A 24,747-nucleotide genomic window follows, 5' to 3' on the forward strand; every position below is an offset into this window, starting at 1 on the left:
CGCCATGGCCTTCGCCGGTGCGGCCGTCGAACTTCCACTTCAGGGGGTGCGGTTCGCGGCACTCGGCGACTCGCTCACCGAAGGCGTCGGTGATCCGGTGGCCGGCGGCTGGCGCGGCTGGGCGGCGCTGCTCGCCGGTCACCAGCCGGGCTGGGAATTCCGCAATTTCGCCGCCAGCGGAGCGCTCACCCTGGACGTACTTGAGCAACAGACGCCCAAGGCGAGGGAGTTCGCGCCTCACCTCGCCTCGGTCGTCGTCGGCGTCAACGACACACTGCGCCGCTCCTTCGACATTCACCGCGTCGCGGTGCGCCTGGACACGGTGTACGGCGGCCTCACCGGGCAGGGCTCGGTGCTGCTCACCGCCTGTCTGCCCGATCCGGGCGCCATGCTGGGGCTGCCGGGGCCGCTCGCCCGCCCGCTCGCCAGGAGACAGCGGGCCGTCAACGCCGTGGTGCACGCCCTGTCCGCGCGGTACGGGGCCGTCCATCTGCACCTCGCCGAGCCCGCCTGGGTCGAGGACCGCGCGCTGTGGAGCGCGGACCGGCTGCATCCCGGCGAGCGCGGGCACCGGCTGATCGCGGCCCGCTGCCACACGCTGCTCGCCGAGCGCGGCCTGGCACCGGGCGCGCCGCCCCCGGTCGAACCGGAACAGCCGCCGCCGAGTGCCGCCGCCTCGCTCTTCTGGCTGGCCACCTCGGGCACCGCCTGGCTGGCCCGCCGCTCCACCGACCTGCTGCCCCAGCTGCTCCGGCTGGCCGGCGAGGAGCTGCGCCACACGGCGCGGCTCGATCTGCGTGCCGCCGAAGCCCTGACGGCCGCGCTGGCAGCCGTCTCGCCGGGTCAGGGCCGGCCCACCGGCGCGAACCTCAGCGGCGTACCGGGGGCGGCCTGAGCGGCGGCCGCCAGGTCCGGCTCGGGGACGACGCCGATCACCGGGTAGCCGCCGGTCGTCGGGTGGTCGGCGAGGAAGACCACCGGCCGTCCGTCCGGCGGCACCTGGACCGCGCCCAGCACCATTCCCTCGCTGGGGAGTTCACCCTCCACGGCACGCCGCAGCGCGGGCCCCTCGGTGCGCAGCCCGATGCGGTTGCTCGCCGAGGACACCCGGTAGCGTCCGGCGGCCAGAACGGCCGTGGCGTCCGCCGTGAACCAGTCCGCGCGCGGCCCCGGGCGCACGCGCAGCACCAGCTCCCGCGGCACGCCGGGTGCGGGCGCCGCGTCCAGGTGCGGGTACGCGGCGGCCGGGCTGCCCAGCGGCAGCACGGCGCCGTCCCTGAGCGGGGGCGGCCCGAGGCCCGACAGGAGGTCGGTCGAGCGGCTGCCGAGCACCGGTTCCACGGCGATGCCGCCGGCGAATGCCAGGTAGGAGCGCACCCCGCGCGTCGCCGCGCCGACTTCGACGACGGCCCCCGGCGGCACCCGCACCGGCGCGCCCCACGCCATCGGCCGGCCGTCCAGCGTGACCGCGCAGGGCGCGCCGGTCACCGCCACCGTGACGGCACAACGAGGGCGTACCGCACACCCGTTGAGGGTCGTTTCGAGCACGGCCGCCCCTATGGCGTTGCCGACCAGGCGGTTGGCAAGACGGCTCGCGGGCAGATCGAGCGCGCCCGAACGCGGCACCCCGAGGTGCGCGTGGCCGTGCCTCCCCTCGTCCTGCACGGAGGTCAGCGCTCCGGCCCGTACGACGGACAGGGTCCGGTCGGTCATCGTGCGGCCCCGGGCACGAAACGGACCCGGGTGCCCGGGGTGAGCAGGGCGGCGGGCTCGCGGTGGGGGTCCCACAGGGCGGCGTCCGTAGTGCCGATCAGCTGCCAGCCGCCGGGGGAGGGGCGCGGATAGACACCGGTGTACGGGCCCGCGAGGGCCACCGAGCCCGCCGGGACCGAGGTGCGCGGGGTGTCCCGGCGCGGCACGGCGTACCGCTCGTCGAGCCCGGTGAGGTAGGCGAAGCCGGGCGCGAACCCGCAGAAGGCGACCCGGAACTCGGCCGCGGAGTGGATGCGTACCGCCTCGTGCTCCGAGACCTCCCACAGGGCCGCGACGTCCGCGAGATCGGGGCCGTCGTAGCGCACGGAGATCTCCACCGTCTCCTGGGCGCCCGTCTCCAAAGGAGGGATGCGCCACGTCGTCAACTCGGCGGCCAGCGCCCGGGGATCGGTGATGCCGTCGAGCAGCACCGTGCGGGCCGCGGGCACGATCTCGCGTACCGGGGGCAGCGTTCCGGCGGCGCGCCGGCGCAGCAGCTCGGCGTGCAGGGCCCCGGCCGCCTCGCCGTTCTCCAGCTCGACCAGGAGGGCGTGCTCCCCGACCGGCAGGGTGCGCAGGGTGCTCACGAGAACGCCGCCACCCGGACGCCCGCCGCTTCGAGGGCCGCCCGCACCCGGCGGGCCAGGTCCACCGCGCCCGGCGTGTCGCCGTGCAGGCACAGTGACCCCGCGCCGACGGGGACCGGCTCGCCGGACTCGGCCACGACCGTGCCGTCCAGGGCCATCGAGACCGCTCGCGCGACCACCGCGTCCGGGTCGCTGACGACCGCGCCGTCCCGGCCGCGCGGCACCAGGGTGGCGTGCGCGGTGTAGGCGCGGTCCGCGAACGCCTCGGTGACGACGCCGAGCCCGGACCGCCCGGCCGCCGCGAGCAGCCGCGAACCCGGCAGTCCGAGGACCGGGAGCGCCCCGCCCGCGAGGAGCACCCCTTCGACGACGGCGGCCGCCTGTTCCTCGTCGTGCACGATGCGGTTGTAGAGCGCGCCGTGCGGCTTGACGTACGAGACCCGGCTGCCCGCGGCGCGCGCGAAGACCTCCAACGCGCCGATCTGGTAGGCGACTTCGGCCGCCAGCTCATCGGGCGGCACATCCATGGAGCGGCGGCCGAACCCTGCCAGGTCGCGGTAGGAGACCTGGGCGCCGATCCGGACGCCGCGCTCCGCCGCCAGGGCGCACACCCGCCGCATGATGGCCGGGTCGCCCGCGTGGAAGCCGCAGGCCACGTTGGCGCTGGTGACAACGGACAGAAGCTGTTCGTCGTCGGTCAGCCGCCAGTGTCCGAAGCCCTCGCCGAGGTCGGCATTGAGGTCGATCGACGTCGTCGCGGACCGGGTCATGGGTGCGGGATCTCCTGTTCACGATGGTGCGTGGTCCTGTGGTGCAGTCTGCCCCGGGCGTGGCGGGGACGCTCGGGGACGGGGCGCGTGCCTCGCCCCGGGGGGCTCAGGGCTCCACGGCGTTCACACGAGCTCCCGGCCGCGCGTCTCGGGAAGCCCCAGCAGGGCCACTACGGCGATGGCGTAGCCGACCGCGCCGAACACCAGGGCGCCGCCCACGCCCCAGCTGTCGGCGAGGTAGCCGACGAGGGTGGGGAAGAACGCGCCCACGGCCCGGCCGGTGTTGTACGTGAAGCCCTGGCCGGTGCCGCGCACGGCGGTCGGGTACAGCTCGCTGAGGAACGAGCCGAAGCCGCTGAAGATCGCCGACATGCAGAAGCCGAGCGGGAAGCCGAGCACCAGAAGGAGGGTGTTCGCCCCGGCCGGAAGGTGTGTGTAGACCAGGATGCAGACGGCCGACAGAACAGCGAACAGGGCGATGGTCTTCTTCCGGCCGAGCCGGTCGGTGAGGTATCCGCCGGTCAGATAGCCGATGAAGGCGCCGGAGATCAGGAACGCCAGATAGCCCCCGGTGCCGACGACCGTCAGGTGCCGGTCGCTCTTGAGGAACGTGGGCACCCAGGTGGCCAGCGTGTAGTAGCCGCCCTGGACCCCGGCCGAGAGCAGTACCGCGAACAGGGTCGTGCGCAGCAGCGGGCCCCGGAAGATGGCGGCGAAGGTGGCGCCGCCGCTCGTGGTGCGGGCCGAGGCGAGGCGCTGCTCGGTGGCCTGGGGCGCGTCGCTGACGTTGCGGCGCACGTAGACGAGCAGCAGGGCCGGGAGCGCGCCGGTCCAGAACACCACGCGCCAGGCGGTGTCGGCGTCCACGTAATGGAACACCAGCGTGTACACGACGACGGCGAGCGCCCAGCCGGCCGCCCACGCGCTCTGCACCGCTCCCAGGGTCCGCCCGCGGTGCCTGGCCGAGGCGTACTCGGCGACCAGGATCGCGCCGACCGCCCACTCGCCGCCGAAGCCGAGCCCCTGCAGGGCGCGGAACACCAGCAGCGTCTCGTAGTTGGGCGCGAACCCGCAGAGCACCGTGAAGACCGCGTACGTGCCGACAGTGATCATCAGCGCCTTGACCCGGCCGATCCGGTCCGCGATCACCCCGGCGAACGCGCCACCCACGGCCGACACCACCAGCGTCACGGTCGTGAGCAGCCCCGTCCGGCCGGAGTCGAGCCCGAAGTGCGCCGAGATCGCGACCATGGTGAGCGGGAGCGTGAAGAAGTCGTACGAGTCGAGGGCATAGCCCCCGAAGGCGCCCCCGAAGGCGCGGCGGCCGGCGGGGCCGAGCGCGCGCAGCCATCCGAACGGGCCGTTGTCGTGTGGGTGTTGACCGTGCTGCGGCTGTGCCGTGGTCGTGCTCATGTGCACCTCGCAGGAGGGGACGAGAGGGCTGCTGAGACCGTGCGGGACCGGAGTGGGGTCGGTCGTGGCGGTTCCTCGGGTGCGCGTCCGGGGTGCTGTCCTGGAGCGCGCCGACCTTGTGCGGTGTCGGTGTGCGGTGCTCCGCTGAGTGCGGTGTGGGTGTGCGGTCCCCTCAACGTAGGGGATTGTTGAACGATCCGACAAGACTCATGTCGGGACGTTCCCGCTTCCCCACGTGCACACGTCCTCACAACCTGGCGATGCTTCTACGATGGGCACACGCGTCGGCGGGAGCGGCCGACGGGGAGAGAGGGCGCTGTGGCGACAACGGACTCCGGACTGGGCGGACTTGCCGAGGACCGCGCGCTGTTGGGCCGCACCAGCACGGCGGAGCGGGTCGCGGACATCCTGCGCAGCCGGATCGCGGAAGGCTTCTTCCCTCCGGGGGAGCGCCTCGCGGAGGACGCCATCGGCAAGGCTCTCGGAGTCTCGCGCAACACCCTGCGCGAGGCGTTCCGGCTGCTCACCCATGAGCGGCTCCTGGTCCACGAGCTCAACCGCGGGGTCTTCGTCCGGGTGCTCGCCGTCGAGGACGTCGCCGACATCTACCGCACCCGGCGCCTCGTCGAATGCGCCGTCGTCCAGGGGCTCGGCGAGCCTCCCTACGGTCTGGACGGACTCGACGCGGCCGTCTCGGGCGGCGAACGCGCGGCCGAGCAGGGCGACTGGCAGGGCGTCTCCACCGCCAACATCCACTTCCACCGCGCCCTCGTGGGCCTCGCGGGCAGCGCCCGCACCGACGAGCTGATGCGCGGCGTGCTCGCCGAACTCCGCCTGGCCTTCCACGTGGTGGACGACCCGCGCCGCCTCCACCAGCCCTACCTCGTACGCAACCGGGAGATCCTGGAGGCGCTGCGCGCGGGCGAGCGGACGCGAGCCATGTGGCTGCTCGCCGGCTACCTCGACGACTCGCGCGCCCAGCTCGTCGAGGCGTACGGGAAACTGGTCGCGGACGCCCTCGCCTAGCTGTGGCCGGAGGTCGTGGGCAGCGGGCTGATCTGCGCCGTTTCGACCGTTGTCAGTGCGAGGACCTAATCTGTCCACCGTGACTTCGCCTGCCTCGACGGAACCCGTTCCGCCCCAGCTCAGCGCGGCGGCGCGCCCCGCACCGGGCCCGGCCGCCGACGAGGGGCTCGCGCGGCGGCTGCGCGCGCTGGCGTGCACCGCGCCGCTGCACGACCTCGACGTGCGCAAGGCCAACCTCGCGGGCGAGTACTCGGTGTACGCGATGGCCGAGGTGGCGCTCGCCTCGATCGACCTCGTCACGCTGAACATGGACTTCGACACGGGCGCCGACCACGAGCAGATCGTGGCCCGGCTCATCCCGCGCGTCGCCGCCCAGGCACCGGCCAGGCCCGCCGCCGAGCACGAGCGGGTGGCCCGCTGGGTCCTGGAGAACCTGATCAACGTGGGCAGCGTGGACCGGGGCTTCCGCGCGGTGTACGGCACGTTCAACCCGGACGGGGTCTACGTCCGCCGCGACTACGACTTCAAGCTCCTCGAAGAGGTCCCGGGTTACGGCGGCGCCGTGTACCTGCGCACCACCGACGAGGCCGTCAACGTCCTGGTCGGCGCCCTCGACACCGACGTCACCAGCGCCCAGATCGCGGCCGAGGTCAAGCTGGAGGTCCTGATCAGCCGCGGCCGCCTGGCCGACGCCCAGCTCGCCGCCGAACAGGCCCGCTACCGCACGGTGCAGTACGCGGAGACGCTGCGGCGCACCCTGGAGGCCACGCGGCGCAACGTGCGCGCGGTCGACTGGCTCAACGCGGTGCCGGACATGATCGCGGAGGCCCTCGACCACGTCGCCGACCGCTACCGGCACGAGAACGCGATCCTCACCAACATCCGCAAGGCCCGCGACGAGGCGGAGGACCCCGAGCACAAGCGCCGCGCCGCCGAGCTCGTCGACATCGTCAAGGACTGCATCCGCCGCCACACCCAGCTCCAGTCCCGCCTCCTGGAGGCGGGCCCGCTGTTCCGTGCCGAACAGGACCGCCAGGCCTTCGCCCGCCCGGCCGCACGCGCCGGCCTCGACCTGTACGGACAGCTGGTCGCCCCGCTGCTGCCGCTCCCGGTTGCCGACGCGATCCGGGTCACCGACGCCTTCTTCGCGCGCGGCACCGGCCTGCGCACCCCGGTGTCCGTACGGGTCGGGGACCTCGTGGACATACTGCTCACGCCGCCCATGGAGCGCGAGCACCTCGGCGCGGAGATGCCCGAACCGGACCTGATCGCCACCCCTGACGACAGCCGGTTCAGCGAGGAGCAGCTCGCCACCGCCATGGAACTGCTCGACCTGGAGCACGACGCCCCGCGCCGTCTCTCGGGCCTGCTGGCCGAGGCCCGCCGCCTCGACCCGGAACTGCCGTACCTGGTGGCCCTGCTGGCGGTCCACGCGGCGAGCCCGCCGGTGGGCACGGCATACCGCCAGGGCGAAGAACGCCTCCTGTTCGCCGTGGACGACGGCACCCAGCTGGACGACCCGGAGTTCGGCGGGGCGGACCTGATCGTGGGGACGGCGCTGCTGGACGCGGCGGGGATGGCGGCGGGCCGGACGGAGGCGGCGTGAGGTTCTCCCCCACCCGCCCCTTCCCGCTGCGACACTCAGCGGCTCCGCCGCGGGCCTCCAGGGGTGGGGGTGGGGAAGGCGCTCTCCCGGGGCTCCGCCTCAGTACCCCCGCTCCTCAATCGCCGGAGGGGCTGGATTCGACCCCGCTGCGGGGTCGAGGGGCGCAGCCCCCGTGGGGGTCCGGGGGCGAAGCCCCCAGGAAGAACTCCCTTCCTTTTTCCGACCACCCCCGGAGGGTCTCGGGAAGGGGCGGGGTGGGGGATCGGCCCGCCGCAGGCGCCCACCCTGCCGCACCACAGAACGTACGCACCAAGGAGACAACCCCGTGACCGACCACCACCCCGAGCCCGCGTTCGGCGACGACGCCGAGGCCCCGGCGCCCGCCGCACCCGGCACCGGCGGCGAGGGCCGGCTCAACACGGCCGCGCCCGGCACGGGCAGCGAACCCCGGCCCACCCCCTCCGCACCCGGCACCGGTGGTGAGCCCCGGATCACCCCCGCCGATGCCGCCGACGCCGCGCGGCTCGTCGCCTTCGGCCTGCAGCCCAAGCTGCTCCCGGCCAGGGACGCCGAGTACAGCGAGCTGCTGCGCAGGCACCGCGAGGACCCCGCGTTCGCCCGGCTCGCGGACGCCGTCGCGGCCGGCCTCGGCCTGATCGTCCTGGAGGTGTCTCCCCGCGCCGGCATGGCCGTGACGGCCGCCGAGGACTCGGTCTTCGCCGTCCGCATGGGCGACTACGCGCGCCGCGCCGCCGCCCCCGACTCCGCCGACCGCTTCCTGCACGGCCTGGCCCATCTCGCTGTCGCCGCCATGGCGTTCCCCCGGCCCGAGGACCTCGCCGACGACGGCTACATCGGACGGATCACCGTCAACGGCGTGGACGCCTTCGTGCGGCAGGCCTGCCGCCGCCTGGAGGAGCGGGCCGAAGAGGCCGGCGAGAACACCGACCCCGAGAGCGGCGCACCGGGTCTGGAGGCCGCCTGGCGGATCTACGCGCGGCGCAGCTCCACCGGCGCCACCAAGGATGCGCGCCGGCTCGCCGGTTCGACCACCGGCATCGTCGCCAAGGCCGTCGCCTTCCTCACCGAATCCGGCTTCCTCCAGCGGACCGGCGACGACGCGGGCGGCGCCTACCGCACCACCGCCCGCTACCAGCTGCAGGTCCGCGACATGGCGGGCAGCGCCGCCCTGTCCGAACTGATCGAGCTCGGCGTGGTCGCGGTCAGCGACGGCGGCGCCACCCTGCTCCCGCCGACCGACGCCGACGACCTGGAACTGGTGGCCGACGCCGGGCTTCCGTTCCACTCCTGACCCCGCCCCCCACCCCCACCACTACGAGAGTCCGCCGACATGTACGAGCTGTCCCGGGTCCGCCTCTACTCCATCGGGCCTGCCGGTGCGCGCTACGCCGACACCGTGCTTGACCTGCGGGGAGTCGGCGCACCCGTGCCCAACCCGGCCCCCGCGCAGGCCGAGTTCTTCGAGGACGAGCCGGTCGGCCCGCCGCGCCGCCCGGCGCCCGCGGGCGTGCTCTTCCTGGAGAACGGCGGAGGCAAGTCCGTACTGCTCAAGCTGATCTTCTCGGTGATGCTGCCCGGCCACCGCAACACCCTGGGCGGCGCGAGCTCCGGCGTGCTGCGCAAGTTCCTGCTCGCCGACGACTGCGGGCACGTCGCCCTGGAGTGGCAGCACACCCTGACCGGCGAGCTCGTCGTGGTGGGCAAGGTCAGCGAATGGCGCGGCCGCCAGGTCTCCAACGACCCGCGCAAGTTCGCCGAGGCCTGGTACTCGTTCCGGCCGGGCCCCGGGCTCAGCCTGGACTCGCTGCCGGTCGCCGAGTCCAGCGCGATGCGGCCGTCCGTGGAAGGCGCCTCGGGCGCCCAGGGCCGCCGCCGCACCATGAAGGGCTTCCGCGACGCCATCACCGAGGCGACCAAGGCGTACCCGCACCTGGAGGTGTACTGGGAGGAGATCCACGACCGCTGGAACGAACACCTCGGCGACCTGGGTCTCGACCCCGAACTCTTCCGCTACCAGCGGGAGATGAACGCCGACGAGGGCGAGGCCGCGGGCCTGTTCGCGGTCAAGAAGGACTCCGACTTCACCGACCTGCTCCTTCGCGCCGTCACCGACACCCGGGACACCGACGGCCTCGCCGACCTGGTCAGCGGCTTCGGCAACAAACTAGGCCGCCGCGCCGAACTCACCGCCGAACGCGACTTCACCGCGGGCTCGGTGGACCTCCTGAACCGGATCGTCGAAGCCGCCGAGACGCGCGCGCGGGCCCGCGACATCCACGCCGGGGCCGAACGCCGCACCCGCACCCTGGCCCGTCGCCTCTCCGCCCGCGCCGCCGCCGAGCGCGGCCGCGCCACCGACCTCGCCCAGCAGGTCACCGCCGCCGCCCACCACGTCACCCTCGCCGAGCAGGCGCGCGGCCGCAGCTCCCTGATCGCCTCCGAACTCGCCTACCGGCACGCCTCGTTGGCGCTCGCCGTCGCCGAGAAGGCCGCCACCGCCCAGCGCCGCGAACTGGCCGACGCCCGCACCCTGCACTCCGCCTGGCAGGCCGCCGAGGCGGTCCTGCGCCACCGCGCCGCCGCCGACCGCTCGGCCCGCGTCGCCGCCGCCATCCAGGAGGCCGAACGGGACGCGGCCCCCGCCCTCGCCGCCCGCGCCAAGGCCGCCGCCGATCTCGTACGGGCCCTGCACGCGGCCGCCGAGGACGGCGAGCGCGTCGCGGCCGAGGAGGAAGAGCGCTCCGCCGGCCTCCAGGAAGCGGGCGAGGCCGCCCACCGCGATGCCACCGCCGCAGCGACCGAGGCCCAGCGCGCCCGCAGCGAGGCCGGGCACCTGCGCCAGCGCCTGGCGGAGGTCGAGCAGGAGACCGCCGAGGCCGTACGCGCCGGATGGCTCGACGACAGCGCGCCGGACGCCGACCCGGCCCGCGCCGCGCTCGCCGCCAGCGACGCCGAGAAGACCGCGGTGGCCGGCTGGGACGCGGCCCGCGAAGCCGCCCGCACTGCCGCCGACCGGGCCCGCGAGGCCGCCTCCGTGGAGGCCCGCGCCGAACTGGCCGCGGCCCGCGCCGAGGACGCCGCCCGCGCCGCCGAGAACGCCTACGACGCCGAGTTCCGGGCCGCCGCATCGCTCGCCGCCGAAGAACGCCTGGCCGAACTGCTCAGCCTGCCCGTATCCACCGGCGGCGTGCCCGAGCCCCGCAGGCAGGACGGCGAGGGGGCCCAGAGCCCGCTCAGCGCCGAGGAGCTGGACCGCAGCGCGGACGAGCTGCGCGCCCTCCTCGACCAGAACATCGCCTCCGCCGAGCGCCAGCTCTTCGAACTGCGCACGGCCGCCGCCGACGACGCGCGCATCCTCGGAGCACTCGGCGACGGCGGGCTGCTTCCGCCCAGCCCCGACGTGCTCGCCACCGTCGAGTACCTCGGCGAGCACGGCATCCCCGCGCTGCCCGGCTGGCGCTACCTCGCCCAAGCCGTGGCCCCCGCCGACCACGCCGCCGTGCTCGCGGCCCGCCCCGAGCTCGTCGACGGCGTGGTGATCACCGACCCGGCCTCGCACGCCCGGGCCCGTGAAGCCCTCGCGAGCGCCGCGCTGCTGCCGCGCTCCGCGGTGGCCGTCGGTACAACTGCCGCACTGCTCGCGCCCGTTCCGGCCGCTGACTCGGGCGGCGACAGCGGCATCTTCCTCGTGCCGCCGAACCCGGCCATGCACGACGAGGGCGCCGCCGACGAGGAGCGCCAGACGCTGCGCGCCCGCGCCACCGCCCGCGACGAGGAGATCCGTACGCTGGCCGCCCGGCTCGCCGGCGACCGCTCGCTCGCCGCCCGCATCGGCTCCTGGCGCACCGACTGCCCGCCCGGCATGCTCGCCGAGCTCGCCACCGCCGCCCACGGCGCCCGCGAGGCCGCCAAGGAGGCAGCACAGGAACTGACCGAGGCACGCACCGTACGGGCCGAGGCGGACGAGGCCGCCGCCGACACCGCGCAGGTACGCGACGAACGCCAGGAGGCCGCCCAGCGCGCCCGGCGCGCCGCCGACGCGCTCGCCGGACTCGCCTACCGGCTCCGGGAGCGGGCCGGCTGGCAGGTCAAGCTCCGCGAACTCGCCGACGACGCCGCCGAGTCGGAGGCCCGCGCCCAGACGTTCCTGGAGCGCGCCAAGGCCGCCGACGAGGACCGCCGCGCCGCCCAGCGCGCCGCCGACGACGCCCACCGCACCTCCCGCGCGCTGCGCGCCGAGCGCGCCGAGATCGCGGGCGCCCCCGAAGCCCTGCCGGAGCCCGACGCGGACGCCCCGCGCGCAGCCCTGCCCGCCCTGCGCGAGGCCTACCGCGCCGCGTCCCAGCTGTACGAGAAGGTCGGCGTCGGCGCCGACCTGCGTGCCGAGCAGGCTCGCGCCGAGAGCGACGAGAGCGCCGCCCTCGCCGAGCTCGACCGCCTCACCAACAAGGTGCGCACCCGCGCCGCCACCCTCCTCGAAGGCACCGACGGCGCCGACGGGCCCTCCCGCCAGGCGGCCGCCGCCCGCGCCGAGTCGCTCGTGCAGATGCTGGAGACCCGGGCATCCACGGCGAGCGAGCAGCTCGGCCGGCTGCGCGGTGAGGCCGAACGCCTGGCACCCGCAGACGGCGAGACGCACACCGAGCTCCCCGAGGACCAGGTCCCCGCCGACGCCGAGCAGGCCCAAGCCCTGCTGCGTACCGCGACCACCGAACTCGCCGCGCGCTCCGACGAGTTGGACACCTCCCGCGCCGCCCACGCCGAACTGCTCGCCGCCCACCGCGCCGCCGAGGACGCAGCCGGCGGCTTCGACGAGACGGCCGCACTCCTGCGCGACCTGCTGCGGGACAACAGCCAGGGCCCGGACGAGGACAGCGCCCCCGAGCCGTACCCGGGCAGCCTGGAGGAGGCCCGGCAGTCCGCCGCCGAGACGCGCCGCTCGCTGCGCGGCTGCTCCGGCGACCTCTCGGCCGCCGACTCGGCGGTCCGCGAGGCGTCCGACATCCTCGTGCGGCACGCCAACGCCACCCGCTACGAGCAGGTCCGCACCCCGGCCCGCCAGCAGATCCGCGAACTGCCCGCCGCGTCGCTGCCCGAGCACGCCGCCGCCTGGGCCGCCGCCTTCGAACCCCGGCTGCGCGTCCTGACCGACGAGCTGGAGCAACTGGAGCGCAACCGCGACTCCATCGTCGACCGGCTGCGCGGCCTCGTGGAGTCCGCGCTCACCACCCTCCGCTCCGCCCAGCGCCTCTCCCAGCTCCCCGAAGGCCTCGGCGAATGGTCCGGACAGGAATTCCTGCGGATCCGCTTCGACGAGCCCGACCAGGCCACCCTCACCGAACGGCTCGGCGAGGTCATCGACGACGCCACTCGCGCCGCCGTCAGGAAGAACTCGGACCTGCGCAGGGACGGCATGTCCCTGCTGCTTCGCGGAGTGCAGGCGGCCCTTGAGCCGCGCGGTATCTCCGTGGAGATCCTCAAGCCGGACGCGGTGCTGCGTGCCGAGCGCGTGCCCGTCGGTCAGATGGGCGACGTGTTCTCCGGCGGCCAGCTGCTCACTGCCGCCATCGCCCTGTACTGCACGATGGCGGCGCTGCGCAGCAACGACCGTGGCCGCGACAAGCACCGGCACGCCGGGACGCTCTTCCTCGACAACCCGATCGGCCGCGCCAACGCGACGTACCTCCTGGAGCTCCAGCGGGCCGTCTCCGACGCGCTCGGTGTCCAACTCCTCTACACGACAGGCCTGTTCGACACGACCGCGCTCGCCGAGTTCCCCCTGGTGATCCGGCTGCGCAACGACGCGGACCTCAGGGCGGGCCTGAAGTACATCAGCGTCGAGGAGCACCTGCGGCCCGGCCTGCCCCAGCAGGACACCGCGGGCGAGACCGTGCACGGCGAGATCACCGCGACGCGCATGTTCAAGAAGCCCGCCTGACAGGCGAGTTGAGGCACACGGCGCGGCACGCCGGACCGGCTGCCGTGGCGGCCGGGCGGCTCAGGCTCGGGACAGCCGCTGTCCCGAGCCGTCCGCGGACCGTATTCGCGCCGCCCGTTCGGCCGTGCGGGCGGCCCGCCGGGCCCGGCGGCGCTCCTTGCGCAGCTTGCGCGCCGTGCTGCTGGGCATCGACACCACGCCATTGCGCTGGTTCCACACCTGGCGGGTGACCCAGACGTCGAGCACTCCCCAGGTGGCGAGCACCGTGCTCCCCACGCTGCTCAGCACCATCGGGAAAGCCAGCCACGAACCGGCCAGCGTGCACAGGAACGCGACCATCGCCTGTATCAGGGTCGCCGCGACGATGATGACCGCGCGCACGGCCGCGATACGGACCGGGTCGGGCAGCCGCGGACGCACGGCAGGTTCCTCGACCCACAACGGCTGCTGCTCAACGCTCATGCCCTCATTCCTCCCCACCCGCGGACCCCCGATGCCCCCGCAGACGCCCCCGCAACAGACACTCCCACACCAGACATCCCGTCACAGACCTCCCGCACAGACAGACGAACGGAACTCCCCGAAGATTCCCGGGATTTGCCCGGAACGCAGAATTCCAGCCATCTGCCACTGTTGTCGAAAAGCCGCCATGACGGGTGTCCCCGGCCACAGAGCGGGTCGTCATCTCCCGGAATACCAGGACAACTCATGATCATCGTTCGTGACGGCGGCCGAAAATCGTCCGGACGTGCCTTCGAGTTGTCTGTGTGTCAGTAGTAGGCTCACGCCGTTTGTTGACGGTTGATCTGGGGGAGGCCATGCGCTTTCGCGGGAAGTCCATCCGCAGGAAGATCGTGGCGTTGCTGCTCGTGCCGCTCATCTCCCTCACCGCGCTGTGGGGGTTCTCCACCTATCTCACCGGCCGGCAGGCCAACGAGCTGATGGACGTGGCGAACATCGTCAAGAAGGTCGGCTACCCCATCGAGGACACGGTCCGTGTCATCCAGCAGGAGCGCCGCCAGACCCTCGTCTACCTCGCCGACGAACGCCCCTCCGACGCCCTCGCCGCGCTGCGCAGCCGCCGCTCGGCCACCGACACCGCCATGGCCCAAATCCGGGCAGCGGCCCAGGACTCGGACGTCCGCGGCGACCTCCAGCCCGTCGCCAAGGCCCGCCTCAAGTCAGTGCTCGACGGCTTCGACTCCACGGCCTCGCTGCGCCAGTCCATCGACCAGGGCAGCGTCGACCGGCAGCAGGCGCTGGAGTTCTACAACCGCCTCATCGACCCCTGCTACAGCTTCCTCATGAATCTCCACGCCCTGGAGAACGTGGAGATGGACAAGCAGGGCCGGGCCCTCGTCGGCATCACCCGGGCCCGCGAGATGCTGTCGCGCGAGGACGCCCTCGTCGCCTCCTCCCTCATCACCCCGAAGACGACGGCCCCCGAACTGCGCCGGATCTCCGACCTGGTGGCCAACCGGCAGCTGCTCTACGACACCAACCTGGAGATCCTGCCCGCCGCCGAACGCGACGTCTTCGAGCAGTACTGGCGCGGCCCCGACACCGAGGCCCTGCGCACCGCCGAAGCCGCCATCGTCGACGCCGGGCCCGCCAAGGACCCCCGGCACATCGACGCCGCCCGCTGGCAGCAGGCCGCAACCCCCGTCCTCGACCACCTCGCCCAGATGGGCACCGAGGCAGGCAACCGCTACCAGGACCGCGTCGAGCCGGTCGCCTTCAACGTACTGATCAAGGCGGGGCTCGCCGGAGTGCTCGGCTTCCTCGCCCTGCTGATCTCGCTGTTCATGTCCGTACGCATCGGCCGCGACCTGATCCGCGACCTCACCCGCCTCCGGAAGGAGGCGCACGAGGTCTCCGGCGTGCGGCTGCCGAGCGTGATGCGCCGCCTCGCCGCCGGTGAACAGGTCGACGTCGAGACCGAGGCGCCGCGCCTCGACTACGAACGCGACGAGGTCGGCCAGGTCGGCCAAGCGCTGAACACCCTGCAACGCGCCGCCGTCGAGGCCGCCGTCAAGCAGGCCGACATGCGCCGCGGCGTCTCCGAGGTGTTCGTCAACCTCGCACGACGCAACCAGGTACTCCTGCACCGCCAGTTGACGCTCCTGGACACCATGGAGCGGCGCACCGAGGACACCGACGAGCTCGCCGACCTCTTCCGCCTCGACCACCTCACCACCCGCATGCGCCGGCACGCGGAGGGCCTGGTGATCCTGTCCGGCGCGGCCCCCTCCCGCCAGTGGCGCAAGCCCGTCCAGCTGATGGACGTCGTACGGGCCGCGGTCGCCGAGGTCGAGGACTACGAGCGCATCGAGGTGCGCAGGCTGCCCCGGCTCGGCGTCGGTGGCCCCGCCGTCGCCGACCTCACCCACCTCATCGCCGAACTCCTGGAGAACGCCACGGTGTTCTCGCCCCCGCACACCGCCGTCCAGGTGCACGGCGAGCGGGTCGCCAACGGCTTCACCCTGGAAATCCACGACCGCGGCCTCGGCATGGCCCCGGAGATGCTCCTCGACGCGAACCTGCGGCTCGCCGAGACCCCCGAGTTCGAGCTCTCCGACACCGACCGGCTCGGTCTGTTCGTGGTCAGCCGGCTCGCCCAGCGCCAGAACGTACGCGTCTCCCTCCAGCCGTCTCCGTACGGAGGCACCACCGCCGTCGTGTTCATCCCGGCGACGCTGCTCACCGACGCGCCCGACACCGAGGGCACCGGGTTCCGGCTCGACCGCAAGGCGGCCAACGGCGACGGCAAGAGAGTCCCGGACGCCCCGCGCCGCGCGCTCTCCCCGCTGCCCGTCGGCATCCCCGGCCAGTCGGTCCTGGACGGCCCGGTCGAATTGGAGCCCCCGCTCGACCCGTTGGGCCTGGAGGCGCCCTCCGTGCTCGAAGCACCGGCCGGTCTTGACGAGATCGAGGCCTCACGCAGCGGACTGCTGCGCTCCGCCCGCCGGGCCCCCGAGCCGGCCGACGACCGCCAGCAGCACCAGCAGGCCGCCGACGAGGGCGAGGAGCAGGGCCCCGTGCCGCTGCCGCGCCGCCACCGGGTGCCGACCCTGGTCAGTGACAACGGCCGTCGCGTGGACGGCCCCGGGCGCGGGCACCCGGCCCCCGAGCCCGACCCGGCCCCAGAGGGGGGCCGCGCGTTCGGCAACCGGCTGCCCGAGCGGCGTACGCCCCACCCGCCGCGCTCCTCGACCCCCCAGGCCCCGCAGCACCTTCGGCCCGCGCCGCAGCCGTCAGGGCTTACGCCGGTGAAGCCCGCGGGCCTCTCCGAGCCGCCCGCGTCGGGGCCCGCCAACCCGGCCGACCTGCCGGGCGCGCCCAGCTCCGCACCGTCCTGGGGCAGCCTCCCCGGAGCGCGGCAGCCCGAGGACGGGACCCCGCTCGGCGGGCTGCCCCGCCGGGTCCGCCAGGCCAGCCTGGCCCCCCAGCTCAAGGACGCACCCGACGGCCGGCACCCCGCGCCCGAGCCCGACGACGGGCCCGAGCCGGAGCGCGACGCCGACGAGGTGCGCGACCGCATGGCCGCACTGCAGCGCGGCTGGCAGCGCGGCCGCCGCCAGAACGCCGCATCGGACACCGCGGAAGGACCGTCCGCACCTGCCCGAGGCGACACCGCACGACGAACCACACCGGAGGGGGACGGTCGATGACCGCGCCACAGGACTCAGCCGCAGCACGCAACGCAGGGAGCGGTTCCGGCGAACTCAACTGGCTTCTCGACGAGCTGGTCGACCGCGTCGGCTCCATCCGCAAGGCCCTGGTGCTCTCCAGCGACGGCCTCGCCACCGGAACCTCGCGCGACCTCACCCGCGAGGACGGCGAGCACCTGGCCGCCGTGGCCTCCGGATTCCACAGCCTCGCCAAGGGCGTCGGCCGCCACTTCGAGGCGGGCAAGGTCCGCCAGACCGTCGTCGAGCTCGACGACGCCTTCCTCTTCGTGACGGCCGCCGGCGACGGCAGCTGTCTGGCCGTCCTGTCCGACGCCGACTCCGACGTCGGCCAGGTCGCGTACGAGATGACTCTGATGGTCAAGCGGGTCGGCGCCCATCTGACCACCGCACCACGGACCGGCCTGCACACCGGAGGGTGAGTGGGGAACGTCATGAGCGGGGGGACGCGATGAGTGACGCAGACCAGCGGGCCCGGGAGCAGTCGCAGAGCCACGCGGCGGCCCCCGGGCGGCGGCCGCACCACTGGTTCGACGACGACGCGGGGCCGGTGGTGCGTCCGTACGCCATGACGCGCGGCCGCACCACCAGCGCCGGCCAGCATCGTCTCGACCTGATCGCCGTGGTCGTCCCGGAACCCGCGGCCGACGACCCGGGCCGCGATCAGACGCTCTCACCGGAGCACGTGGAGATCGTCGAACGCTGCGGCGACTCCCCGCAGTCGATCGCCGAACTCGCGGCCGGACTCGACCTCCCCGTCGGGGTGGTCCGGGTCCTGGTCGGCGATCTCGTCGCCGACGCCCTGGTGCACGTAACCCGACCCGTTCCGCCGGCCGAGCTGCCGGACGAGTCCCTTCTCCGCGAGGTGATCAATGGCCTTCGGGCGCTCTAGCCGCAGGAAGCGGCACGTCGATCCGGTGACGCTCAAGATCCTCGTCGCCGGCGGCTTCGGCGTCGGCAAGACCACCCTGGTCGGAGCGGTGAGCGAGATCCGGCCACTGCGCACCGAGGAACGCCTCAGTGAGGCGGGCCGCCCGGTCGACGACCTCGCGGGTGTGGAGGGCAAGAGCACCACCACGGTGGCCATGGACTTCGGGCGCATCACGCTCCGCGAGGACCTGGTGCTCTACCTCTTCGGCACCCCGGGCCAGGACCGGTTCTGGTTCCTGTGGGACGAGCTGGCGCAGGGGGCGCTCGGTGCGGTCGTCCTCGCCGACACCCGCCGGCTGGAGGACTGCTTCGCGGGCATCGACTACTTCGAACGCCGCGGCATCCCGTTCACCGTCGCCGTCAACTGCTTCGACGACGCGGCCCGCTACCCCGTCGACACGGTGCGCGCGGCCCTCGACCTCGACCCCGAGGTGCCGCTCCTGATGTGTGACGCGCGGGTCCGCGAGTCCGTCAAGGAGATCCTCGTCGGCGTGGTCGAGCACGCCATGGCGATGTCGGCGAAGGCCCGCCAGCCCGCCACCACGTGAGCCTCCGCAGGTGAAGCGTGCAGCGCGGCCCGTACCCCCACCGACCGGGGTACGGGCCGCGCGTCCGTGGGGGCCTACTGTCCGCCCTCCTCGTGCCAGCCGAGGCTGCGCTCCACCGCCTTGCGCCAGTTGGCGTACTCGCGATCGCGGACCTGGCCCTCCATACGCGGAGACCATTCCACATCGCGCTGCCAGTGCGCCTTGAGTTCGTCGAGGTCCGACCACACCCCGGTGGCGAGCCCGGCCGCGTACGCCGCCCCCAGACACGTCGTCTCGGACACCTTGGGGCGGATCACCGGGACCCCGAGGACATCTGCCTGATGTTGCATCAGCAGGTTGTTGGCGGTCATGCCGCCATCCACCTTGAGCGTCGTGATCTGCACTCCCGAGTCCTGGTACATGGCGTCCACGACCTCGCGGGTCTGCCAGCTCGTCGCCTCCAGGACGGCGCGCGCGAGGTGCGCCTTCGTGACGTACCGGGTCAACCCAGTGATGACACCCCGCGCATCGGAGCGCCAGTAGGGCGCGAACAGCCCGGAGAAGGCGGGCACGATGTAGGCCCCGCCGTTGTCGTCGACGCTCGCCGCGAGCGTTTCGATCTCGTCGGCGCTGCGGATGATGCCGAGCTGGTCGCGGAACCACTGGACCAGAGCCCCGGTGATCGCGATCGATCCCTCCAGGCAGTAGACGGGCGCCTGCTCACCGATCTTGTACCCGACGGTGGTGATCAGCCCGCTCTTCGAGGGGACCGGCCGGGTGCCGGTGTTGAGGAGCAGGAAACTCCCCGTCCCGTACGTGTTCTTCGCGGTCCCCGTGTCGTAGCAGGCCTGTCCGAAAATAGCCGCTTGCTGGTCGCCGAGCGCAGAGGCGACGGGAACGCCCGTCACTTGGCCGACGGCAGTGCCGTAAACCTCCGCCGAGGACCGGATCTCCGGAAGTATCGCGCGCGGCACGTTCATCGCGGCGAGGATCTCGGGGTCCCATTGCAGGGTCTCCAGATTCATCAGCATCGTGCGCGAGGCGTTGGTGACGTCCGTGACATGCACTCCGCCCGACGTGCCGCCCGTCAGGTTCCAGATCAGCCAGGAGTCGATCGTCCCGAACGCGATCTCGCCGCGTTCGGCGCGCGTCCGCAGCCCCGGGACGTTGTCGAGCAGCCAGGCCGCCTTGGGCCCCGAGAAGTAGCTCGCAAGAGGCAGCCCGGTGGCCTCGCGGAACCGGTCCTGTCCGTCGGTGGCGCCCAGTTCGTGGCAGAGCGCGGAGGTCCGGGTGTCCTGCCAGACGATCGCGTTGTGCACGGGCTTGCCGGTCGCCCGGTCCCACAGGACCGTCGTCTCGCGCTGGTTGGTGATGCCGAGCGCGCTGAGCTGCTCGGCGCGCAGCCCGGCCCTGGCGAGCGCGCCCGCCACCACGGCCTGCACCTTGGACCAGATCTCGGTGGCGTCGTGCTCCACCCAGCCGGGCTTGGGGAAGATCTGCCGGTGCTCGCGCTGGTCGACGGCGACGATCGCCCCGTCCTGGTTGAAGATGATGCAGCGGCTGGAGGTGGTCCCCTGGTCGATCGCGGCGACGAACCTGTCCGTCATGGCTACCCCTAGTTCTGAAGGCTGCGGGTCAGAAGGCTGCGTGGTGGATGAGGCCGCCCAGCGCCCCGCCGATCAGCGGCCCGACCACCGGGATCCAGGCGTAACTCCAGTCGGAGGTCCCCTTGTTGGGGATCGGCAGCAGGGCGTGGACGATGCGCGGACCGAGGTCGCGTGCCGGGTTGATGGCGTATCCCGTCGGGCCGCCGAGCGAGAGGCCGATGCCGACCACGAGCAGCGCCACCACGAGCACCGTGACGCCGGACTCGCCGAGCCCCTTGGTGTTGCCGAAGGAGAGCACCGGCAGCACGAGCCCGATGGTCGCGATGATCTCGGTCACCAGATTGGCGACCGGGTTCCTGATCTCGGGAATCGTGGAGAAGATGCCGAGCGTCGGCAGCGCGTCGTCCTTGTCGGCGTTGGCCTGGAACTGCGCGAAGTAGGCGAGATAGGCGAGGACGGCGCCGAGCAGCGCGCCCGTCATCTCGCCGCACAGGTAGATCCACACCTTGTCCCAGCTGCCGGTGTCGATCGCGATGCCGATGGTCACGGCCGGGTTCAGCTGGCCGCCCGAGAGCGGCCCGGCCGTGTACGCCCCGGCGAGCACGCCGAAGCCCCAGCCGAAGGCGATGACGACCCAGCCGGCCGCTCTCGCCTTGGAGTGCTTGAGGGTGACGGCGGCACACACCCCGGCCCCGAACAGGACCAGGATCGATGTGCCGAGCACTTCACCGACGAATATGTCTCCGTTGCTCATCGCGGCTCCTAGGCCCTCGCCCGGGGTGTGCCCCGGTCTCCGTGCACGGTGCGCGTGTCCCCTGGCGGCAAGGCCGGCCGAGGGGCGAACCCGGACGCCGGCCGGCGTCGCGTCGAGCGTGCCCCTTCGGCGGAATTCACCCGTGGCTGCGGCGCCGGACAGCCGCGCGCCTGCTGCGCGGCCGGGAGCCGGAATGCGGCGGTGCCGAGAGACAACGGGAAGTTTTCACCGGCGGTGATGGACCGTCAAGGTCGCCGACAGCATGGGCTGTTGGCGTACGGAGCGGAGAATACGGGAGGGTACGTTCCGGATGCCCGATACCTGTCCAGGTGATCGGGCATGTCGGTTCAGCGCACCGCCACCACCGAGGAGCCGTGTCCGAAAAGGCCCTGGTTCGCGGTAATTCCGACCCGGGCACCAGCGACCTGCCGGGCTCCCGCCGTCCCCCTCAACTGCCAGGTGAGCTCGCATACCTGGGCGATGGCCTGGGCGGGCACGGCCTCCCCGAACGACGCCAATCCGCCACTCGCATTGACCGGGATCCGCCCCCCGAGCGCGGTCGCCCCGTCCCGCACGAGCTTGGCCCCCTCGCCCGTGCCGCACAGCCCGAGCTCCTCGTACCACTCCAGCTCAAGGGCGGTGGACAGGTCGTACACCTCGGCCAGCGACAGCTCCTCGGGCCCCATGCCCGCCTCCTCGTACGCGGCCCGCGCGATGGAGGCCCGGAACGAGTGCGGGGAGGGTTCGACGACAGCCGCCGAGTCGGTCGCGATGTCGGGCAGGTCGAGCACCGCCTTGGGGTAGGTGGGGGTGACCGTGGACACCGCGCGGATGCGGACCGGGTCGGCGGCGCCGTGCCGACGGGCGAAGTCCATGCTGGTCAGGACCAGCGCCGCGGCGCCGTCCGAGGTGGCGCAGATGTCGAGCAACCGCAGCGGGTCGGCGACGACGGCCGAGGCGGCGACCTCCTCGGCGGTGACGGCCTTGCGGTAGCGGGCGTTCGGATTGAGCGAGCCGGCCGCCGCGTTCTTCACCTTGACCTGCGCGAAGTCCTCGACGGTGTCGCCGTGCAGCGCCATGCGGCGGCGGGCGTACAGGCCGAAGTAGGCGGGGTTGGTCGCGCCGAGCACCCGGAAGCGCAGCCAGTCCGGGTCGTCGTGGCGGTCGCCGCCGGCCGGCGCGAAGAACCCCTTCGGCGCGGCATCGGCCCCCACCACGAGCACCACGTCCGCCATCCCGGCCAGGATCTGCGCCCGCGCCGTGTTGATCGCCTGCGCACCGGAGGCGCAGGCCGCGTACACGCTGGTCACGCGTGCGCCCTGCCAGCCGAGCGCCTGCGCGAAGGTCGCCCCCGCCACATAGCCCGGGTAGCCGCCGCGCACGGTGTCCGCGCCGACGACGGAGCGCACGTCCGTCCAGTCGACCCCGGCATCGGCGAGCGCGGCGCGGGCCGCGACCGTCCCGTACTCGACGAAACTCCGCCCCCACTTGCCCCACGGGTGCATTCCCGCACCCAGGACCGCGATGTCGCCGCTCATTCCGCCACCTCCACGGGCCGCCAGTGCCAGGTCGTCCAGGTGGTCCCCGCATCCTCGTTGAGCACGCCGGGCACCACCTCGACCTCCATCCCGACCGCCAGATCGGCGGTGCTCACCCCGGGCGCGGCCTGGCCGAGCACGACCATCCGCTCGGCCGTCAGCTCGACGGCGACCAGGACAGAGGGCTCCCACTCCACATGGGGGTCGGACACATACGGTGCGGGCGGCCGATAGCGGCCGTCGGTGTACGACCACACATGCCCCCGCCGGGAGAGTGGCACCTCCTCCAGCTCGCCGCCCTCGCACCCGGGGTTGCGGCAGAAGGAGTCCTCGCGCGGGAAGAAGACGGAGGAGCAGGCGGCGCACCGGGTGCCGAGCAGCCGGAAGTCCGGCCCCTCCGCGTCCGTGAACCAGCCCGCGACCACAGGCGTGCGCGTGCGTGCGTCTGTCAAGACCCCTCCCGGCACTCACTTCTGACGGAACGTCAGAAGTGTGCCACGGGCAACCGGAGTTGGGGAGGGGCGGTCGGGTCCTGCTCCTGGCTCAGTGGTTCTCGGCCAGCCACTTGGCGGCGATCTCGCCGAGCTCGCGGTCGCGCCCGGCCAGCATCATCGAGATCATCTGCCGGTCCCCGCGCAGCGACCATCCGGGGTGCCCGAAGGTCGCCGGGTTGTTCCTCTCGATGAACCAGTGCGCGGGCCAGGCCGTCCCGTACCCGATGAGCGGCAGGGCGAGCGCGTACCTCTTCCGCCCACGCGCGAGCCCGTAGGCGCTGATCGCGAGCCCGGTGAGGGTGCCCGTCAGATGCACCCAGCGGGTGGCCGCCCGGGAGTGCATCGCCACGTAGTAGGGCCAGAACTCCTCGTACGAATCGAACGTGGGCTTCGTCGCGTCGAACGCGGGCTTCGTCGTGTTCGTCATGCGGCAGAACCTAATCGCTCTTCGGAGAACCGGATACGGCTCCGTGGCGTCCGAGAAGACAGAGCGGGCGTCCGGGACCCACGGGGGTGGCCCCGGCCGCCCGCCCGGTTCTCAAGCGGAACCGGGTGCCGCGGCCATCCATATTGGTCGTGGCCGGGCGACCGGCCGAACCGGAACTCAGTGGCCCGCCACGGACCGCCACGCCACGGGGAAGTCGAAGTAGGTGTCGGGGAAGGTCTCCGGCTGATACGTGAAGTGCCACCACTCCTCGGGCAGATTGACGAAGCCCTGTGCCGCGAGGGTGCTCTTCAGGAACTGCCGATTCGCCCGCTGTGCGCCCTGGATGCGCGGGTCGTCGGTGTGCGCCAGGGTGTCGAAACAGTCGAAACCGGTCCCCATGTCGACGGAGTTGTCGGGGAAGCGATCGTTCTTCGGTGCGTAGCAGGGCACGAGCGGCTGTCCCGGATGGTACGGCCGGGTGGGCAGAGCGGGCAGCTTCACCAGGGTGAGATCCATCGTGCTGCCCCGGCTGTGCCCGGACTTCTCGGCGATGTACCCGTCCGCGAACAGCCTCGACTTGTCGACATGCGGATAGAACTCCGCCTTCATCCGCTCGTCGTCCAGGTCCTTCGCCCAGCGTACGAAGTGGTCGACGGCCCGCTGCGGCCGGTAGCAGTCGTACACCTTCAGGGAGTAGCCCTGCCGCAGCAGCTTCAGCTGTGCCCGGTGCAGTGCCTCGGCGGCCGGCCGGGTCAGGATGCACAGCGGCCGCCGGTATCCGTCGATCGGCTCGCCCACGAAGTCGTGCGGGGTGATGTAGCGCATCTCCTGGATGATCGTGGGGTCGACGGAACTCAGCGCCACGAACACCTCGGGCGCCTTCGGCGCCGGCGCCGCCTGGGCGGTGGGGGAGAGGGCGGCGACGGTGAGCAGCGTGGCAGCTCCGGCGGCGAGCCCGCGCAGCATCCGCAACGCCCGCGACGGCGTTCGGCCGGAGGACCGGAAGGCGGTGTCCTGTCGTTCGGTACGTCGTGTCATGTGCACACCCTCTATCAGGTCAACCGGTGGGCGAGGAAGGGCATATGGCTCGGGGCAGTCGGTTGGAAAACGGGCGTCGACTAGAGTCCGCGGGTGACCGCGACCCCGAACCAGCCCCTCAACGACTCCCACTGCGCTGCGTGCGGAGCACCGTACGCCGCCGCGGACGGCGCCTGGCCCCGCGATTGCACGGCCTGCGGCACGGTCGCCTACCGCAATCCGCTCCCCGTCGCGATCGCGCTCCTGCCGGTCGCCGACGCACGCGGTACGGGCCTCGTCGTAATCACCCGCACCATCGAGCCGCACCTGGGCGGCCTGGCTCTGCCGGGTGGCTTCATCGACCTCGGCGAGACCTGGCAGGACGCCGTCGTACGCGAGCTCAGGGAGGAGACCGGCATCGAGGCCCCGGTCGGCGAGGTCCGCCTCGCGGACGCCCTGAGCTCCCCCGAACACCTCCTGCTGTTCGGCCTGCTTCCCTCCCGCCCGGCCGAGGCCCTGCCGCCCCGGCAGCCCACCGACGAGACCGAGGGCTGGGAACTGCTGCGCGAACCGGCCGAGCTGACGTTTCCGCTGCACACGGAGGCGGTACGGAAGTGGTTCGCGGGCGAGTACCGCTGAGCGCTCCCGCGG

21 protein-coding genes are annotated in these 24,747 nt (G+C 73.1%); 10 read left to right on the plus strand and 11 right to left on the minus strand.

Annotated elements, in window-relative coordinates; genetic code table 11:
* The first annotated feature begins 4 nt into the window (after window positions 1-4).
* A complete protein-coding gene (locus tag ABD346_RS19020) occupies window positions 5-895 on the plus strand; it encodes an SGNH/GDSL hydrolase family protein (RefSeq protein ID WP_344376284.1) in 891 nt (296 codons plus the stop codon).
* Here ABD346_RS19020 and ABD346_RS19025 read toward each other — a convergent pair.
* The 4 genes from ABD346_RS19025 to ABD346_RS19040 all read right to left on the minus strand — a co-directional run bounded on the left by ABD346_RS19025 (window position 844) and on the right by ABD346_RS19040 (window position 4,522).
* On the minus strand, window positions 844-1,713 hold the full coding sequence (locus tag ABD346_RS19025; protein WP_344376211.1) for a 5-oxoprolinase subunit C family protein: 870 nt from the start codon (window positions 1,711-1,713) through the stop codon (window positions 844-846). The genes ABD346_RS19020 and ABD346_RS19025 overlap by 52 nt on opposite strands.
* The gene (pxpB, locus tag ABD346_RS19030; protein WP_344376213.1) at window positions 1,710-2,339 is read right to left on the minus strand and encodes a 5-oxoprolinase subunit PxpB; all 630 of its coding nucleotides are present in this window, start codon (window positions 2,337-2,339) and stop codon (window positions 1,710-1,712) included. Before pxpB ends, ABD346_RS19025 begins: the two co-directional genes overlap by 4 nt.
* Window positions 2,336-3,109, minus strand: coding sequence for a LamB/YcsF family protein (locus tag ABD346_RS19035; protein WP_344376215.1), 774 nt, complete (start codon window positions 3,107-3,109; stop codon window positions 2,336-2,338). The genes pxpB and ABD346_RS19035 overlap by 4 nt, the downstream gene beginning before the upstream one ends.
* Before the next feature lie 123 nt (window positions 3,110-3,232).
* Window positions 3,233-4,522: an MFS transporter gene (locus ABD346_RS19040; protein ID WP_344376217.1), complete on the minus strand. Its 1,290-nt coding sequence runs from the start codon at window positions 4,520-4,522 to the stop codon at window positions 3,233-3,235.
* Window positions 4,523-4,840: 318 nt separating this feature from the next.
* On the opposite strand from ABD346_RS19040, the gene ABD346_RS19045 reads away from it, so the two are divergent.
* The 4 genes from ABD346_RS19045 to ABD346_RS19060 all read left to right on the plus strand — a co-directional run bounded on the left by ABD346_RS19045 (window position 4,841) and on the right by ABD346_RS19060 (window position 13,113).
* Complete coding sequence (locus ABD346_RS19045) at window positions 4,841-5,548, plus strand: GntR family transcriptional regulator (protein ID WP_344376219.1); 708 nt, start codon at window positions 4,841-4,843, stop codon at window positions 5,546-5,548.
* 79 nt (window positions 5,549-5,627) lie between these two features.
* Window positions 5,628-7,154 (plus strand): hypothetical protein, encoded by a 1,527-nt coding sequence (locus ABD346_RS19050; RefSeq protein WP_344376221.1) that lies wholly within the window; start codon window positions 5,628-5,630, stop codon window positions 7,152-7,154.
* Between the two features lie 325 nt (window positions 7,155-7,479).
* Complete coding sequence (locus ABD346_RS19055; protein ID WP_344376223.1) at window positions 7,480-8,466, plus strand: hypothetical protein; 987 nt, start codon at window positions 7,480-7,482, stop codon at window positions 8,464-8,466.
* A 39-nt stretch (window positions 8,467-8,505) separates the two neighbouring features.
* On the plus strand, window positions 8,506-13,113 hold the full coding sequence (locus ABD346_RS19060; protein WP_344376225.1) for a coiled-coil domain-containing protein: 4,608 nt from the start codon (window positions 8,506-8,508) through the stop codon (window positions 13,111-13,113).
* Window positions 13,114-13,173: 60 nt separating this feature from the next.
* Here the strand turns inward: ABD346_RS19060 and ABD346_RS19065 are convergent, their stop codons facing one another.
* On the minus strand, window positions 13,174-13,608 hold the full coding sequence (locus ABD346_RS19065) for a hypothetical protein (RefSeq protein ID WP_373300913.1): 435 nt from the start codon (window positions 13,606-13,608) through the stop codon (window positions 13,174-13,176).
* Window positions 13,609-13,931: 323 nt separating this feature from the next.
* On the opposite strand from ABD346_RS19065, the gene ABD346_RS19070 reads away from it, so the two are divergent.
* The 4 genes from ABD346_RS19070 to ABD346_RS19085 are packed head-to-tail and all read left to right on the plus strand — an operon-like array spanning window position 13,932 to window position 18,280.
* Window positions 13,932-16,784, plus strand: a complete 2,853-nt coding sequence (locus ABD346_RS19070; RefSeq protein WP_344376226.1) for a nitrate- and nitrite sensing domain-containing protein — start codon at window positions 13,932-13,934, stop codon at window positions 16,782-16,784.
* On the plus strand, window positions 16,781-17,224 hold the full coding sequence (locus ABD346_RS19075) for a roadblock/LC7 domain-containing protein (RefSeq protein ID WP_344376228.1): 444 nt from the start codon (window positions 16,781-16,783) through the stop codon (window positions 17,222-17,224). The genes ABD346_RS19070 and ABD346_RS19075 overlap by 4 nt, the downstream gene beginning before the upstream one ends.
* A gap of 29 nt (window positions 17,225-17,253) precedes the next feature.
* Entirely contained in the window at window positions 17,254-17,694 is a 441-nt protein-coding gene (locus tag ABD346_RS19080) for a DUF742 domain-containing protein (protein ID WP_344376230.1), read from the plus strand.
* Window positions 17,675-18,280 (plus strand): GTP-binding protein, encoded by a 606-nt coding sequence (locus ABD346_RS19085; RefSeq protein WP_344376232.1) that lies wholly within the window; start codon window positions 17,675-17,677, stop codon window positions 18,278-18,280. Before ABD346_RS19080 ends, ABD346_RS19085 begins: the two co-directional genes overlap by 20 nt.
* Window positions 18,281-18,354: 74 nt before the next feature.
* Here ABD346_RS19085 and glpK read toward each other — a convergent pair whose 3' ends face one another.
* From glpK to ABD346_RS19115, 6 genes are all read right to left on the minus strand, one after another.
* On the minus strand, window positions 18,355-19,866 hold the full coding sequence (gene glpK / locus ABD346_RS19090) for a glycerol kinase GlpK (protein WP_344376233.1): 1,512 nt from the start codon (window positions 19,864-19,866) through the stop codon (window positions 18,355-18,357).
* Window positions 19,867-19,894: 28 nt separating this feature from the next.
* Entirely contained in the window at window positions 19,895-20,620 is a 726-nt protein-coding gene (locus ABD346_RS19095; RefSeq protein WP_344376235.1) for an MIP/aquaporin family protein, read from the minus strand.
* A gap of 347 nt (window positions 20,621-20,967) precedes the next feature.
* Window positions 20,968-22,158, minus strand: a complete 1,191-nt coding sequence (locus ABD346_RS19100; RefSeq protein ID WP_344376236.1) for a lipid-transfer protein — start codon at window positions 22,156-22,158, stop codon at window positions 20,968-20,970.
* Window positions 22,155-22,583, minus strand: coding sequence for a Zn-ribbon domain-containing OB-fold protein (locus ABD346_RS19105; protein ID WP_344376285.1), 429 nt, complete (start codon window positions 22,581-22,583; stop codon window positions 22,155-22,157). The genes ABD346_RS19100 and ABD346_RS19105 overlap by 4 nt, the downstream gene beginning before the upstream one ends.
* A 118-nt stretch (window positions 22,584-22,701) precedes the next feature.
* Window positions 22,702-23,079 (minus strand): Mpo1-like protein, encoded by a 378-nt coding sequence (locus ABD346_RS19110; protein ID WP_344376238.1) that lies wholly within the window; start codon window positions 23,077-23,079, stop codon window positions 22,702-22,704.
* A gap of 177 nt (window positions 23,080-23,256) precedes the next feature.
* The gene (locus ABD346_RS19115) at window positions 23,257-24,045 is read right to left on the minus strand and encodes a M15 family metallopeptidase (RefSeq protein ID WP_344376288.1); all 789 of its coding nucleotides are present in this window, start codon (window positions 24,043-24,045) and stop codon (window positions 23,257-23,259) included.
* A gap of 165 nt (window positions 24,046-24,210) precedes the next feature.
* Between ABD346_RS19115 and ABD346_RS19120 the strand changes: the two genes are divergently transcribed.
* Window positions 24,211-24,735 (plus strand): NUDIX domain-containing protein, encoded by a 525-nt coding sequence (locus ABD346_RS19120; RefSeq protein ID WP_344376239.1) that lies wholly within the window; start codon window positions 24,211-24,213, stop codon window positions 24,733-24,735.
* Window positions 24,736-24,747 lie beyond the last annotated feature (12 nt).

It is taken from the genome of Streptomyces mauvecolor (genome assembly GCF_039532965.1).
Lineage (GTDB): Bacteria > Actinomycetota > Actinomycetes > Streptomycetales > Streptomycetaceae > Streptomyces > Streptomyces violascens.

Coding starts and splice junctions, on each gene's coding strand:
- ABD346_RS19100 (WP_344376236.1), bottom strand. CDS start 22,158: ATGAGCGGCGACATCGCGGTCCTGGGTGCGGGAATGCACCCGTGGGGC.
- ABD346_RS19115 (WP_344376288.1), bottom strand. CDS start 24,045: ATGCTGCGCGGGCTCGCCGCCGGAGCTGCCACGCTGCTCACCGTCGCC.
- ABD346_RS19085 (WP_344376232.1), top strand. CDS start 17,675: ATGGCCTTCGGGCGCTCTAGCCGCAGGAAGCGGCACGTCGATCCGGTG.
- ABD346_RS19040 (WP_344376217.1), bottom strand. CDS start 4,522: ATGAGCACGACCACGGCACAGCCGCAGCACGGTCAACACCCACACGAC.
- ABD346_RS19095 (WP_344376235.1), bottom strand. CDS start 20,620: ATGAGCAACGGAGACATATTCGTCGGTGAAGTGCTCGGCACATCGATC.
- ABD346_RS19025 (WP_344376211.1), bottom strand. CDS start 1,713: ATGACCGACCGGACCCTGTCCGTCGTACGGGCCGGAGCGCTGACCTCC.
- ABD346_RS19035 (WP_344376215.1), bottom strand. CDS start 3,109: ATGACCCGGTCCGCGACGACGTCGATCGACCTCAATGCCGACCTCGGC.
- ABD346_RS19080 (WP_344376230.1), top strand. CDS start 17,254: ATGAGTGACGCAGACCAGCGGGCCCGGGAGCAGTCGCAGAGCCACGCG.
- ABD346_RS19075 (WP_344376228.1), top strand. CDS start 16,781: ATGACCGCGCCACAGGACTCAGCCGCAGCACGCAACGCAGGGAGCGGT.
- ABD346_RS19020 (WP_344376284.1), top strand. CDS start 5: ATGGCCTTCGCCGGTGCGGCCGTCGAACTTCCACTTCAGGGGGTGCGG.
- ABD346_RS19060 (WP_344376225.1), top strand. CDS start 8,506: ATGTACGAGCTGTCCCGGGTCCGCCTCTACTCCATCGGGCCTGCCGGT.
- glpK (WP_344376233.1), bottom strand. CDS start 19,866: ATGACGGACAGGTTCGTCGCCGCGATCGACCAGGGGACCACCTCCAGC.
- ABD346_RS19070 (WP_344376226.1), top strand. CDS start 13,932: ATGCGCTTTCGCGGGAAGTCCATCCGCAGGAAGATCGTGGCGTTGCTG.
- ABD346_RS19110 (WP_344376238.1), bottom strand. CDS start 23,079: ATGACGAACACGACGAAGCCCGCGTTCGACGCGACGAAGCCCACGTTC.